This is a genomic window from Bradyrhizobium sp. ERR14, from assembly GCF_014198235.1.
GTDB lineage: Bacteria > Pseudomonadota > Alphaproteobacteria > Rhizobiales > Xanthobacteraceae > Bradyrhizobium.
In genome coordinates, this window is sequence record NZ_JACIHD010000025.1 from 71,873 (window position 1) to 85,019 (window position 13,147).

Sequence of the window (13,147 nt, forward strand, 5' to 3'; positions counted from 1 at the left end):
TTAGTAAATCGACGGCTCGCCGATCGGCGCGCCGAAATCGGTCTCGAGGAAGTCGAAGTCGCAGCCGTCATTGGCCTGCTTGATGTGCTTGGTGAACATCCAGCCGTAGCCGCGCTCGAAGCGGCGCTCGGGCTGCTTCCAGGCGGCGCGGCGTTTTTCCAGCTCGGCTTCGGGGACGTCGAGATTGATGGTGCGGGCGGCAACGTCGAGCGTGATGCGATCGCCGTTCTGCACCAGCGCCAGCGGGCCGCCGATGTAGGATTCCGGCGAGACGTGCAGGATGCAGGCGCCGTAGCTGGTGCCGCTCATGCGCGCGTCCGAGATGCGCACCATGTCGCGCACACCCTGCTTCACCAGTTTCGTCGGGATCGGCAGCATGCCCCATTCCGGCATGCCCGGCCCGCCCTGCGGCCCGGCATTGCGCAGGATCAGAATGTGATCCTCGGTGACGTCGAGATTGGGATCGTCGACCGCCTTCTTCATCGAGGGGTAATCATCAAACACCAGCGCTGGGCCGGTGTGCTTGAGGAAGCGCGGCGCGCAGGCGCTAGGCTTGATGACGCAGCCGTCGGGCGCGAGATTGCCCTTGAGCACGGCGAGCGCGCCCTCCTTGTAGATGGGATTGTCGATTCCGCGGATTACGTCGTCGTTGTGAACTTCGGCACCCTCGATATTGTCGCCAATGGTCTTTCCGGTCACGGTGATGCAGTCGAGATGCAGATGTTGCTTGATCTGCCCCATCAGCGCCGGCAGGCCGCCGGCATAGAAGAAGTCTTCCATCAGATAGGCATCGCCGCTCGGCCGCACGTTGGCGATGACGGGCACCTTGCGGCTCGCGATCTCGAAATCGTCGAGGCCGATGTCCTGACCGGCGCGGCGGGCCTGCGCGATCAGATGGATGATCGCGTTGGTCGAGCAGCCCATCGCCATCGCGACCGCAATGGCGTTTTCGAACGCCTTCCGGGTCTGGATCACCTTTGGCGTCAGATCTTCCCACACCATCTCGACGATGCGGCGGCCGCATTCAGAGGCCATGCGGATGTGATTGGCGTCGGCAGCGGGGATCGACGAGGCGCCGGGCAGCGTCATGCCGATCGCTTCGGCAATCGCCGTCATGGTCGACGCGGTGCCCATGGTCATGCAGGTGCCGTAGCTGCGGGCGATGCCGGCCTCGATATCGAGCCAGTCCTTGTCGGAAATCTTTCCGGCGCGGCGCTCGTCCCAGTATTTCCAGCCGTCGGAGCCGGAGCCGAGCGTCTTGCCCTTCCAATTGCCGCGCAGCATCGGGCCGGCCGGCAGATAGATCGCCGGAATGTTCATCGAGGTCGCGCCCAGCAGCAGCGCTGGCGTGGTCTTGTCGCAGCCGCCCATCAGCACCACGCCGTCGACGGGATGGCTGCGCAACAGCTCCTCGGCGTCCATCGCCAGCAGATTGCGATAGAGCATGGTGGTCGGCTTCAACAGCGATTCCGACAACGACAGCGCCGGCAGCTCGATCGGCAGGCCGCCCGCCATCAGGATGCCGCGCTTGACGTCGTCGACGCGCGACTTGAAGTGCATGTGGCAGGGCTGCGCATCCGACCAGGTGTTGAGGATCGCGATGATCGGGCGGTCCTTCCACTCCTCCGGCGCGTAGCCCATCTGCATGGTGCGGGAGCGATGGCCGAACGAGCGGAGATCGTCGGGCGCGAACCAGCGCGCGCTGCGGAGCTGGTCGGGCGCTATTTTCTTCTTGGTCATGATTGGGTGCCCCATTTCTGCACGGTGTTCCGCTCGATGGCGCGGAAGATCAGGTTCTCGACAAAGAGCCCAATGATGATCACCGTCAAGAGGCCCGCGAACACCGCGGGTATGTCGAGCAGATTGCGGTTCTCGAAGATGAACCAGCCAAGCCCGCCCTGCCCCGAGGACACGCCGAACACCAGCTCGGCCGCGATCAGCGTGCGCCAGGCAAAGGCCCAGCCGATCTTGAGACCGGTGAGGATCGAGCCGAACGCCGCGGGGATCAGGATCTTTGCCACATAGGGCAATCCGCGCAGGCCGTAATTGCGGCCGACCATGCGGAGCGTGTTGGACACGCTCTTGAAGCCGGAATGGGTGTTGAGCGCGACCGGCCACAGCACCGAATGAATCAGCACGAAGACGAGGCTGCCGTTGCCGAGCCCGAACCAGATCAATGCGAGCGGCAACAGCGCGATCGCCGGCAACGGATTGAACATCGCCGTCACCGTCTCGAGGAAGTCGGTGCCGATCCGAGTGGAGATCGCGAGCACGGTGAAGATCGCGGCGAGTGCGATGCCGGCGGAATAGCCCATGAACAGCACTTTCAGCGACGTCCAGGCCCGCATCGGAATGGTGCCGTCCTTGACGCGCTCGAACAGCGTGATCGCGGTATCGTGCAGCGTCGGGAACAACAGCGGATTGTCGAGAGCGACGCCGTAGGCTTCCCAGACCGCCGCCAGGAACAGGATGATCACCGACTTGCGGACGAAGCCGTCGTTCCACAACAGCTCGAGCACGCTCAGCTTGCGCTCGACCTCGCCCGCGGCTGAACTGGCGGCGGCCGGCTCGGCCCGCAGCAATATTTTGGCTTCGCCCATCGGAGGCTCCTTCAATGCGCGGTGGCTTCGCCGGCGAACAGGAGATCGTGGATCTCCTTCTCCAGCCGGCCGGCGCTGCCGTCCTCGTTCGAAACCTTGTCGACGTCGATCACCTCGGCCTTGACGCGGCCGGGATGCGGCGACAGCAGCAGGATGCGGTTGCCGATGCGGATCGCTTCCGCAATCGAATGGGTCACGAACAGCACGGTGAATTTGGTCTCGCTCCAGAGCTGGAGCAGCTCGTCCTGGCAGGTCCGGCGCGTCAGCGCGTCGAGCGCCGCGAACGGCTCGTCCATCAAGAGGATGTCGGGCTCCATCGCCATGCCGCGCGCGATCGCCACACGCTGCTTCATGCCGCCGGACAGCGTGTGCGGATAGGCATCGACCACGCGGGTGAGGCCGACCTTCTCGATATAGGCCCGTGCCTTGGCCTCGGCGTCCCTGCGCGACAGTTTTCGCGCGGTCAGCAGCGGAAACATCACGTTGGCGAGCACGCTCTTCCAGGGCAGGAGCTGGTCGAACTCCTGGAAGATCATCATGCGGTCGGCGCCGGGACCGTGGATCTCGCGATCGCCGATGGTCATGCGGCCCTCGCTCGGGGTCATGTAGCCGCCGACGGCCTTGAGCAGGGTCGACTTGCCGCAGCCGGAGGGACCGAGCAGCACGAAGCGGTCGGATTTGTCGACCGTGAAACTCACCCTCTCGGTGGCGGTGACGACTGCGCTGGAGGTCTTGTAGCGCAGCGTCACGGAGCTGACGTCGAGCAGCGCCATCAGTTGCCCTTCAGATCGTGCGCGACGGGGAGATAGTAATCCGTCCAGGCCTTGGGCTGGCTCTTCAGCGTGCCGGTCTTGAACAGATGCGCAGCGAACTTCATCGTGCCCTGCGGCTCGAGATTCCACTCCATCATGCCGGGCTCCTTGAGCAGATCGAGCAACTCCTCGACCGAGGTCTTGTCGCCGGTGATCTCCTTGTAGATCTCGACCGCCTGCTTCGTGTCGCTGCGGATCAGGGCCTGCGCTTCCTTGGTCGCGTCGCGCACCGCCTGGATGATCTTTGGATTGGCCTCGGCGAACTTCGTGGTCGTGAAGAATTGCGCCTGGCTGAGCGGCCCGCCCATCACGTCCGGCGACGACAGCACGATATGCGCGCCCGGCACGTTCTTCAGCTCCAGGAAGGTGAAGGGCGGGATCGAGAAGTGGTTGTGCACCTCGTGCTTGGGATTGGACAGCGCCGCATAGGCATCGGGATGGCCGAGCTGCACGGTGTTGGCATCCAGCTTCGACCATTGGTCGGCGCCGAAGGCCTCGGCGGCTGCGATCTGCAGCACAATCGCCTGGGTCGAGACCTTGACGGTCGGCACCGCGATCTTGTCCGCCGGGCCAAAGTCCTTGATCGACTTGATGTTGGCGTCGCGGCTGATCAGCGTCATCGGCTGTGCCGAAGTCGCGACGATACCCTTCACGCCGCCGCGGGTGCGGTCCCACAGCAGCAGAAGATTGCCGGTGCCGGTGTTGAGGATGTCGACGCCGCCCGCGAGCAGCGCATCGGTCTGCGCGCCGCCGCCGGAGAAGGTGATCCATTTGGTGGTGATGCCTGCGAGGCCGAGTGAAGCTGCGTGCTTCTCGATCAGCTTCAGCTTCTCCATGATGTGGCTCGGCATGTAGAAAATGCCGGGCTGGCGCGACAGCGCGATCTCGGACTTCTGCTGCGCACGCGCCGGCGAAGCCGCCAGCACGGTTGCGACGATCAGGGCGATGGCGGCAGCGCCACGCTGGAATGGCTTGATCATAATTGTTCGTTTCCTCCGGCCGCCATTGACGAGCGATCCTGCTGATGCACTAATGCATTAGTGCATCAAAGGCAAGCCTCCCGGAGCCCCTCGTATGGAAACCGCCCATTCCGCGTCCCGCGCGACCGCCCGCCGGGGGGCGCCGCTCGACCGGGCTCGGCAGGCCGCGCCGCAGGTGTTCGAGCGGCTGCGCAACGCCATTCTCGCGCTCGAACTGCCCCCGGGCTCGCCGCTGTCGCGCACCGATCTCGCTGCGCAATTCGGCGTCAGCTCGACGCCGATCCGCGACGCCCTGATGCGACTCGAGGAAGAAGGGCTCGTGGACGTGTTTCCGCAGCACGCGACCGTGGTCAGCCGGGTCGATGTCGGCCGGGCCGAGCAGGCCCATTTCCTGCGCCAGGCGCTCGAGCTCGAAATCGTCCGGCTGCTCGCCGAGCAGCATGACCAGGCCCTGGTCCTCCGCCTCGACCATGTGATCGCGCTTCAGCAGCAGTTCGCCAAGGCCGGCGATTTCGAGAGCTTCATCGCCGCCGACAATGATTTTCACGCCCAGCTTTATGCTGCGGCTGGCAAGCAGGAGCTGTGGACGCTGGTGCGCAGCCGCAGCGGACATATCGACCGGCTGCGCCGGCTGCATTTGCCCTCGCCCGGCAAGGCCCAGAACATCGTCCGCCACCACAAGCTGATCACCCGCGCGATCGAAGCCGGCGACCCCGACGCCGCGCAACAGCATCTGCGCAAGCATTTATCGGGCACGCTCAGCGAGCTCGACAAGATCCGGAGCAATTATCCGGAATATTTGACCGATTAGACAGACCACCAGCCTGGCGAACCCCCTTATGCACGTAACCGTGCATAATCATGCTTCCCTTGGGCGAGCATTCACCGGGCACTCGCGAAGTGCTTGCAGGCCGGGCGGAATCCGCGCAACAATTTCGTCTTTGATGGTTTGATTTGCGGCCGGTGGGGACGTCCTGTCCGGCCCGGAGGAATTCAGACGTGGCCAACATCCTGATCGTGGATGACGACCCGGCCGTTCAAATCACGATCCGGCTGCTCCTGGAGAGGGCCGGTCATCACGTCACGGTCGCCGGCGATGGCCGCAAGGGACTTGCGCTGTTCGAGGCCAGCCGGTTCGACCTCCTGTTTCTCGACATCTTCATGCCCGGCATGGACGGGCTGGAGACAATGCGTCACATCCGGGTGCTGGCTCCGGCCATTCCGATCATCGTCATTTCCGGCCGCTCGATCACGCCGGACGCCTATGCGGAACCGGACTTCCTGAAGATGGCGACCAAGCTCGGCGCGGTGGCAAGTCTGCAAAAGCCGTTCCGGCCTGACGCCCTGCTCGCCGCTGTCGATGGCTGCCTGAAAGCAGGCGCGCCGGAGGGGTCCGATGTCAGCTCCGGCCACCGATGAAGGGCGCGCCGCGGCTCCAGGCCAGACCAGGCGTGGTCATCCGGGAAGCTCTGCGAACATCCGCTTGACCCTCGCAACGCGGCTGGCGATCGCGATGATCCTGCTGGTGGCGGTCACCGTGGCCGCAGTCGGATGGCTCGGCTTTCGCAACACCACGCAAGCAGTGATCCCGCGCGTCCTGGAGCGGGTCGGGGCCCAATCGCGCCTGCTCGCGGCCAATCTGGAATCCTATGTTGCCGGGGCCCGCGGCGATTTGATCGGCTATCGCTCTGCCGCGGCGATCAATGGCCTGATCCGCGCTCACGTGGCCGGAGGAATTGACCCTTCAGACGGCGTCTCGGAGCAAACCTGGCGCGAGCGTATCGCCACGCGGCTCGCGGCCGAGATCGAGGCAAAACCCATCTACGGGCAGTTTCGCATCATCGGTCTCGACGACGATCAGCGCGAGCTGGTCCGCGTCGACCGCTCTGGCCCGAATGGAACGGCACGGATCGTCCCCAGCGGCGAACTGGAGCGCAAGGGCGAACGAACGTACTTTGAGGACACGATACGCCTGGCGCCGGGCGAGATTTACGTTTCACCCATCGATCTCGCGACCCGCCAGGGAGGCACCACCGCCCTGCACGTTCCGACGCTGCGGGTCGCAACGCCGCTGTTCACGCCGGATGGCAAGCCGTTCGGGATCATCATCGCCAATATCGACATGCGTCCGGCGCTCGACCGCGTCCGCGCGACATCGACCTCGGGGGGCGAAATCTACGTCGTGAATTCGCGCGGCGACTATCTCGTTCATCCGGATCGCACGCGAGAATTCGGCGCATTGCATGATCGTCCCAACGACTGGCGCAAGGACTTTCCGTATTTTGGTGCCTTGACCGGTACGCTGGAGGGATCCACGCGCCTCATGACCGACGGGTCGGGCCGGCCGAGCGGGGCGGCGATCGCGCCGGCGCTGCTCGTGGGCAAAGAATGGGTCGCAATCATCGAGACAATCCCCGCGCCGGTGTTCGGCCTCGTACCGGCGGCGATTCAAAGAACGTCGTTACTGGTCGGTATCCTCGCTGTCCTCGCCGCGGCCTTACTCGCGGTGCTGCTTGCGCGCTCGCTAACTCGTCCGATCGGTCGCCTGACCGCGGCGGTGGAGGCCATCGGCAACGGACGGCCAGCCGACATTCCCGTCGATGCGAGCGGCGAGACGGGCGTGCTGGCGCGAGCTTTCGCCCAGATGGTCGAAGAGACGCGGGCGAAAACGGCAGCGCTCCAACGCGAGATCGAGGAGCATCGCCGCACCGAGGCCGCACGAAGCCATCACGCGGCACGCGAGCAATTGTTCAGCGCCGCCGTCGAATCGTCCGACGATGCGATCGTGATGCAGACGCTCGACGCAATCATCACGGGCTGGAATCCGGCCGCCGAGCGGCTCTATGGCTACTCGGCGAGTGAGGCGATCGGGAAATCCACCGCGATCATCGTGCCGCCCGACCGGCGCGAGCATGGCAAGGGCTATCTGGCGCGGATCGCGCGGGGCGAGCCGATCGAGCGGTTCGAGACGGTGCGCCTGCGCAAGGACGGCACGCCGGTCGAGATCTCACTCAGCCTCTCGCCGATCAGGGGGCCGTCCGGCGAGATCATCGGCGTCTCCGGGACCGCGCACAGTCTCACCGAGGCGCGGCGGGCCGAGCGGCAGCTGCAGCAGCAGCTCGAAGAGCGCCGGCAGATCTTCGACACCTCGCAGGATCTGATCATGGTCATGGACCCGCGGGGCCATGTCGCGCAGATCAGCCCGAGCAGCGAGACCATTCTCGGCTACCGGCCGGACGAAATGCTCGGCCGCAGCGGCGCGGACTTCATTCATCCCGACTATCTGGCGCAATCGCGCGAGGACATGCGCGCGCTGCGGCGCGGCGAGCGCCCCAAGCTCGGCGACACCCGCTGCTTCCACAAGAACGGGCACGAGGTCTGGCTGTCCTGGCTCGGCAACTGGTCCGAGCAGGCGCAGCGCTTCTTCTTCGTCGGACGCGACATGACGGAAGCGCGGCTCGCGCAGGAATCGCTGCGCGAGAGCGAGCGGCTCGCCCGCAACATCGTCGAGACCTCGCTCGACGCCTTCATCCAGACCGACGAGACCAGCAGCATCCTGAGCTGGAACTCGCAGGCCGAGCAGCTGTTCGGCTGGCGCCGCGACGAGGTGCTCGGCAAGAGCACGATCGACCTGATCGTCGCCGAGAGCGAACGCGAAAGGGTCAGGGCCGGCCTGAAGCACTTCCTGGAGAACGAGGGCGACAGGACGCTGAACCGCCGCCGCGAGCTGATGTGCCGCCGCCGCGACGGCAAGGAATTCAAGGCCGAGCTGAGCGTCACCGCGCTGAAGCGCCGCGAAGGCCTGCTGTTCAACGTCTTCTACCGCGACCTCACCGACAAGATCGCCGCCGAGGAGCGTATCCGCCATGCCGAGAAGATGGAGGCGGTCGGCCAGCTCACCGGCGGCGTGGCGCACGATTTCAACAACATCCTCACCGTCATCACCGGGACGATCGAGATCCTCGCGGAAGCCGTCGAGAAGGAGCCGCAGCTTGCGGCCATCACGAAGATGATCGACGAGGCCGCCGCGCGCGGCGCCGATTTGACCCAGCACCTGCTGGCCTTCGCGCGCAAGCAGCCGCTCCAGCCGCGCGAGATCGACATCAACTCGCTGGTGGTCGACACCGCGAAGCTGTTGCGGCCGACGCTGGGCGAGCAGATCCAGATCGAATCGGTGTTCGAGGACGAGAATTGCGTCGCGATCGTCGATCCCAACCAGCTCACCACCGCGATCCTCAATCTCGCGCTCAATGCCCGCGACGCCATGCCCGGCGGCGGCAAGCTAATCGTGGAGACCGGCGCCGCCTATCTCGACGAGGTCTATGCCAGCGGCAACGACGTCCGTCCCGGCCATTACGTGCTGATCGCCGTGAGCGACACCGGCACCGGTATCCCTGCGAACATGCTGACCAGGGTGTTCGACCCCTTCTTCACCTCGAAGGGACCGGGCAAGGGCACCGGGCTCGGGCTGTCGATGGTCTACGGCTTCATCAAGCAGTCCGCAGGCCACATCAAGATCTACAGCGAGGAAGGCCACGGCACCACGATCAAGATGTACCTGCCACCCGGCACGACGCCGACAGCGGTCGGCGAGGGCGTGACGCCGGCGACGATCGAGGGCGGACACGAGACGATCCTGGTGGTCGAGGACGACCGGCTGGTGCGCGACTACGTGCTGGCGCAGCTGCATGCGCTGGGTTACGTCACCTTGCAGGCCGCGAATGCGGCCGAGGCGCTGGCGATTGTTGCCGCCGGCAAGCCGTTCGACCTGCTGTTCACCGACGTCATCATGCCCGGCAAGATGAACGGACGGCAGCTCGCCGACGAACTGATGAAAACACGCCCCGATCTCAGGGTGGTCTACACGTCGGGCTATACCGAGAACGCGATCATCCATCACGGCCGGCTGGATTCCGGCGTTCTGCTGCTGGCCAAGCCTTATCGCAAATCGGATCTCGCGCGGATCATCCGCAAGGCGTTGAGCGCTTGAGGCGCAGCTCCGTGTCCCGGACAAGGCGTAGCGCCCTGGCGCTGCACCGCAGAGCCGGAACCCAGAACTGTCAGCGGTGAGTTTGGAGAGATGGGCCCCGGCTCTGCAGCGCATCACTGCGTGACGCGCTGCGTCCGGGGCACGAAGAGAGAACCAGCCGCCTACGACGCGCGCTGGGCCGCGGTCATCACGATGCGGATCAGATCGGCGGCGTTGCGCGCGCCGAGCTTTTTCATGATGTTGGCGCGGTGATCCTCGATGGTGCGCGGGCTGATGCCGAGGGTGCGGCCGGCTTCCTTGTTGGACGCACCGGAGGCGAACTGCTCGAGCACCTCGCGCTCCCTGCGCGTCAGCGGCTCGCGCCCGGGGAAGTGCAGCGAGCCGAATTTCGGCGAGGCGTTCTCCGCCTGCCTGCGCGCATAGGCGCCGATCGCCTCGTCGAGCCGGCCGACGATCTCGCTGCCGCGGAACGGCTTCTCGATGAAGTCGAGCGCGCCGCTCTTGATCGCGCCCACCGCCATCGCGATGTCGCCCTGCCCGGAGATCATGAAGATCGGCGCCGGATAATCCTCGCCGTGCAGCTCCTTCAGGATGTCGAGGCCCGACTTTCCGGGAATGTTCACGTCGAGCAGGATCGCAGCCGGTGTGCGGTTTCGCGCGACGGAGAGCAGCGCTGCGCCGTCCGCAAAACAGATCACCTCATAGCCCGCCGCCTTCAACACCATCGACAGGGTGTCGCGAACGGCAGGGTCGTCGTCGACCACGAAGATTTCACCGCGAGAGCTTTGTTCGGCCATGTGCCACATCCAGTTGGCATGAAGGACTCGCGTCCGCGCCAAACCGTTATGGCGTTCGGCGCGGATTCGGCCCACCCGTATTTGTACGGGACATGGACTTAACGCACAAGTAGCGGCAGGGTGCCTAATTGCGGGGTACGGAGAATATCCATGCTAAATTTCGCTGGCACACCCCCGCTCATCGCGATGCCTGAAACTGACAGCCGTCAGTTGATCGCTGCCGATCTTCGCGCCCTGATCACACGGATCGAGAGCAGCATGCGCCTGATCGACGCAGCCATGATGGAAGCTGGCCTGCTGGAAATGGGTCTGGCGCACGACGATAACGGCGATCCGGCCGGTTCCGCCGACATTTTCGTGCTCGACGACGTCACGCCGCGCTATGCGACGGCGAGCGCCGCTCTCAACGCCTGCCGGGCGGGCCTCGGCCACGCCCTGCAATGTCTGTCGGAAACCGGCACCCCGGCATAGAGCGCGATCAGCGGCACGCCGGCCGCATCCATCGCATGGCAGCTCCGCAAGTCCTAGGCGCGGTGTCGTTCCACGATCGCGTCGGTGGCGACACCACCCCAGGTGTGGATCGCCGGAAGGCCCATCGCGGTCTTGCCGAGATTGGCGAGGCTGATGCGCAAGGCCGCGAGGTCGAGCGGCTTCGGCAGGCTCTGGAGCTCGATCCCGACGGACCGGGCGAAGCTGCGGGCGGCGCTGCGGCGCTTGCCGTCCATGCCGCTGATGACGATCACTGCGCCACCGAACTTCGCTGCCGCCATCTCGCGCAGCACGTCGATGCCGTCGCCATCCTCCAGCACGAGATCGAGCGTCACGCAGTCGAAGCGCGCGGCGCGGAGCTTCTCGATCGCATCCGCCACTGACGGCGCCACGGTGACTTCGTGGCCGGCCTGCTTGGCGGCGACCGTAATCAGGCTGCGCTGCGTGGCGTCGTCATCGACCACCAGGAGCTGAAGCGCACGCCGCTCGGCGCCGTCGGGCAGGTTTGAGGAGATGGGGGAAAGAGAACTTCTGGGCATTTCAGTATCCTGAGATTGGGACCATCAATGGATACACGGTTCGCGCTTAGGCCACGTAAAGGCCCTGTCGCGAATTCATTCGGATGTTTTCAGAAAATGTGAAGCAACGGACCGGAAAAGACGGCGACGGATGCGGGCGGATCACGCCGCTTCGTCGCGGCCGCCGGCTGCGCCGCGCTTCTTCCTGTTCTTGCCGCGCAGGAACTGAATGTCCATCTCGGCGCCGTTGACGCGGACCAGCTCGCAGCGGCGGTAGGCGAGGCCCGTGGACGACAACAGCAGGAAGAACTCTTTCAGATTCAACCCCTGGATCGAGCCTTCCACCGTGAGGATGGCGTCGGTATCGGAGATCGCGTTGAGCTTGCAGTCGCGGCGCCAGGTGCCGTCGATGGCCATGATGCAGACATCGTAGCCGCGACTGAAAGTCACGCGTTCCGTACCCTTGCCATCCTCGGCCATGTCTATCGTCCTGCCATGGCCGCCATGCGCGGCGCAGCGCCGGCCAGAGCCGGCTTGGCGGCTGCGGCACGCGGATCGTTCGGCTTGTAGAGGCCGCGCCGCTCCGGAATCGGCCGGAACGTATCGGTCAGGCCGACCACGGTTTCGGCCGCGCCCAGCACCAGGAAGCCGTCGGGCTCGATCTGACGGGCCAGCCGGTTGAAGATGTTGATCTTGGTGTCCTGATCGAAATAGATCAGCACGTTGCGGCAGAAGATGACGTCGAAGGTGCCGAGCTGCGCGAAATCGTGCAGCAGGTTGAGCTGCCGGTGCTGGATCATCGCCCGCAATTCGGGATTGACCTGCCAGGTCTCGCCGGTCTGCTTGAAATATTTCATCAGCATCTGGATCGGCAGGCCGCGCTGCACCTCGAACTGGCTGTAGATTCCGGACTTGGCCTTCTCCAGCACCTCCTGCGACAGATCGGTCGCGATGATCTCGATGCGCCAGCCGGTGAGAGCCGCGCTCATCTCCTTCAGGCACATCGCCAGCGAATAGGGCTCCTGCCCGGTCGAGCCGGCGGCGCACCAGATCCGTATGCTGCGGCGGGCGGCCCGCGCCTTGATGATCTCGGGCATGATGGTGTCGCGGAAATGATCGAACGGGACCTTGTCGCGGAAGAAGAAGGTCTCGTTGGTGGTCATGGCTTCGACCACGTCGGTGATCACCGTGCGCGCGCCGCCTTGCAGCTTCTGCACGAGCTCGCCGATGCCGGAGAGTCCGGCCTTGCGGGCCAGCGGCAGCAGGCGGCTTTCGATCAGATATTGCTTGTCTGCGGAAAGATCGAGACCGGAATTTTCCTTTAGGAACTTACGCAGATACTCATACTCGGTCGGGGTCACGGATGGCCTCTTCGAAGCTTGTACTGGAACACTCTGGCCTAAATACGCGGGCCAGACACACTCAGACCATGGCTTGTCCGACCGGGATCAAACCAACTTCAGCGAACTTGTCGGCGATGATGTCTTTGTCGAAAGGCTTCATGATGTACTCGTTGGCGCCGCCGCTGAGCGCCTGGGCGATATGCGCCACATTGTTCTCGGTGGTGCAGAACACCACCTTGGGCTGGTCGCCGCCGGGCAGGCGGCGCATGTGGCCCATGAATTCGAAGCCGTCCATCACGGGCATGTTCCAGTCGAGCAGCACCGCATCGGGCAGCTGCCGCTGACAGATCTCGAGCGCCTTCGAGCCGTCCTCGGCCTCGGTAACTTCGAATTCCAGGCCTTCCAGGATCCGGCGGGCGATCTTGCGCACCACGCTGGAATCATCAACCACCAAGCAGGTCTTCATTTTGGTTCTCCGGCTTCGATGTTTCGTTGGCTCACGCAGCCATCTGCACTTTGGTTTCGAGCTCGAGGACGCGATCGACGTCGAGGACGACCATGAGCTGGCCCTCGAGGCGGTGGACGCCGCCGGCGAGCTTGGCCATGCGGGGGTCGAGG

13 protein-coding genes and 1 pseudogene are annotated in these 13,147 nt (G+C 64.8%); 4 read left to right on the forward strand and 10 right to left on the reverse strand.

Annotated features, from left to right (window positions below; all coding sequences use genetic code 11):
* Genes araD through GGD62_RS36170 form a run of 4 tightly spaced genes read right to left on the reverse strand, consistent with a single transcriptional unit; the run spans nt 1 to nt 4,392 of the window.
* Nucleotides 1–1,740, reverse strand: a complete 1,740-nt coding sequence (gene araD / locus GGD62_RS36155; protein ID WP_183713214.1) for an L-arabinonate dehydratase — start codon at nt 1,738–1,740, stop codon at nt 1–3.
* Nucleotides 1,737–2,600 (reverse strand): ABC transporter permease, encoded by an 864-nt coding sequence (locus GGD62_RS36160; protein WP_183713217.1) that lies wholly within the window; start codon nt 2,598–2,600, stop codon nt 1,737–1,739. Before GGD62_RS36160 ends, araD begins: the two co-directional genes overlap by 4 nt.
* 11 nt (nt 2,601–2,611) lie before the next feature.
* Complete coding sequence (locus GGD62_RS36165; RefSeq protein WP_018321609.1) at nt 2,612–3,373, reverse strand: ABC transporter ATP-binding protein; 762 nt, start codon at nt 3,371–3,373, stop codon at nt 2,612–2,614.
* Nucleotides 3,373–4,392 (reverse strand): ABC transporter substrate-binding protein, encoded by a 1,020-nt coding sequence (locus tag GGD62_RS36170; protein ID WP_018321610.1) that lies wholly within the window; start codon nt 4,390–4,392, stop codon nt 3,373–3,375. Before GGD62_RS36170 ends, GGD62_RS36165 begins: the two co-directional genes overlap by 1 nt.
* Before the next feature lie 94 nt (nt 4,393–4,486).
* On the opposite strand from GGD62_RS36170, the gene GGD62_RS36175 reads away from it, so the two are divergent.
* The 3 genes from GGD62_RS36175 to GGD62_RS36185 all read left to right on the forward strand — a co-directional run bounded on the left by GGD62_RS36175 (nt 4,487) and on the right by GGD62_RS36185 (nt 9,382).
* On the forward strand, nt 4,487–5,203 hold the full coding sequence (locus GGD62_RS36175; RefSeq protein WP_183713220.1) for a GntR family transcriptional regulator: 717 nt from the start codon (nt 4,487–4,489) through the stop codon (nt 5,201–5,203).
* A 188-nt stretch (nt 5,204–5,391) separates the two neighbouring features.
* Nucleotides 5,392–5,811 (forward strand): response regulator, encoded by a 420-nt coding sequence (locus tag GGD62_RS36180; RefSeq protein ID WP_018321612.1) that lies wholly within the window; start codon nt 5,392–5,394, stop codon nt 5,809–5,811.
* Nucleotides 5,789–9,382, forward strand: a complete 3,594-nt coding sequence (locus GGD62_RS36185; RefSeq protein ID WP_183713223.1) for a PAS domain S-box protein — start codon at nt 5,789–5,791, stop codon at nt 9,380–9,382. The genes GGD62_RS36180 and GGD62_RS36185 overlap by 23 nt, the downstream gene beginning before the upstream one ends.
* A gap of 161 nt (nt 9,383–9,543) precedes the next feature.
* On the opposite strand, the gene GGD62_RS36190 is transcribed toward GGD62_RS36185, so the two are convergent.
* A complete protein-coding gene (locus tag GGD62_RS36190; protein ID WP_026202588.1) occupies nt 9,544–10,179 on the reverse strand; it encodes a response regulator transcription factor in 636 nt (211 codons plus the stop codon).
* A 150-nt stretch (nt 10,180–10,329) separates the two neighbouring features.
* Between GGD62_RS36190 and GGD62_RS36195 the strand changes: the two genes are divergently transcribed.
* Nucleotides 10,330–10,650, forward strand: a complete 321-nt coding sequence (locus GGD62_RS36195) for a hypothetical protein (RefSeq protein WP_183238722.1) — start codon at nt 10,330–10,332, stop codon at nt 10,648–10,650.
* A gap of 53 nt (nt 10,651–10,703) precedes the next feature.
* Here the strand turns inward: GGD62_RS36195 and GGD62_RS36200 are convergent, their stop codons facing one another.
* The 5 genes and pseudogenes from GGD62_RS36200 to GGD62_RS41180 all read right to left on the reverse strand — a co-directional run.
* Nucleotides 10,704–11,207, reverse strand: coding sequence for a response regulator (locus GGD62_RS36200; protein WP_018321616.1), 504 nt, complete (start codon nt 11,205–11,207; stop codon nt 10,704–10,706).
* Between the two features lie 141 nt (nt 11,208–11,348).
* Nucleotides 11,349–11,666, reverse strand: a complete 318-nt coding sequence (locus tag GGD62_RS36205) for a hypothetical protein (RefSeq protein WP_018321617.1) — start codon at nt 11,664–11,666, stop codon at nt 11,349–11,351.
* A 2-nt stretch (nt 11,667–11,668) separates the two neighbouring features.
* Complete coding sequence (locus GGD62_RS36210; protein ID WP_183713225.1) at nt 11,669–12,547, reverse strand: protein-glutamate O-methyltransferase CheR; 879 nt, start codon at nt 12,545–12,547, stop codon at nt 11,669–11,671.
* A gap of 61 nt (nt 12,548–12,608) precedes the next feature.
* On the reverse strand, nt 12,609–12,995 hold the full coding sequence (locus GGD62_RS36215) for a response regulator (RefSeq protein ID WP_018321619.1): 387 nt from the start codon (nt 12,993–12,995) through the stop codon (nt 12,609–12,611).
* 31 nt (nt 12,996–13,026) lie between these two features.
* Nucleotides 13,027–13,147: pseudogene (locus GGD62_RS41180) on the reverse strand (chemotaxis protein CheW); the annotation flags it as partial.

What these genes read in the sequence shown, in the direction of transcription:
- GGD62_RS36175 (WP_183713220.1), top strand. Translation starts at nt 4,487, where the DNA reads ATGGAAACCGCCCATTCCGCGTCCCGCGCGACCGCCCGCCGGGGGGCG.
- GGD62_RS36200 (WP_018321616.1), bottom strand. Translation starts at nt 11,207, where the DNA reads ATGCCCAGAAGTTCTCTTTCCCCCATCTCCTCAAACCTGCCCGACGGC.
- GGD62_RS36170 (WP_018321610.1), bottom strand. Translation starts at nt 4,392, where the DNA reads ATGATCAAGCCATTCCAGCGTGGCGCTGCCGCCATCGCCCTGATCGTC.
- GGD62_RS36215 (WP_018321619.1), bottom strand. Translation starts at nt 12,995, where the DNA reads ATGAAGACCTGCTTGGTGGTTGATGATTCCAGCGTGGTGCGCAAGATC.
- GGD62_RS36195 (WP_183238722.1), top strand. Translation starts at nt 10,330, where the DNA reads ATGCTAAATTTCGCTGGCACACCCCCGCTCATCGCGATGCCTGAAACT.
- GGD62_RS36205 (WP_018321617.1), bottom strand. Translation starts at nt 11,666, where the DNA reads ATGGCCGAGGATGGCAAGGGTACGGAACGCGTGACTTTCAGTCGCGGC.
- GGD62_RS36160 (WP_183713217.1), bottom strand. Translation starts at nt 2,600, where the DNA reads ATGGGCGAAGCCAAAATATTGCTGCGGGCCGAGCCGGCCGCCGCCAGT.
- GGD62_RS36165 (WP_018321609.1), bottom strand. Translation starts at nt 3,373, where the DNA reads ATGGCGCTGCTCGACGTCAGCTCCGTGACGCTGCGCTACAAGACCTCC.
- GGD62_RS36190 (WP_026202588.1), bottom strand. Translation starts at nt 10,179, where the DNA reads ATGGCCGAACAAAGCTCTCGCGGTGAAATCTTCGTGGTCGACGACGAC.
- GGD62_RS36185 (WP_183713223.1), top strand. Translation starts at nt 5,789, where the DNA reads ATGTCAGCTCCGGCCACCGATGAAGGGCGCGCCGCGGCTCCAGGCCAG.
- araD (WP_183713214.1), bottom strand. Translation starts at nt 1,740, where the DNA reads ATGACCAAGAAGAAAATAGCGCCCGACCAGCTCCGCAGCGCGCGCTGG.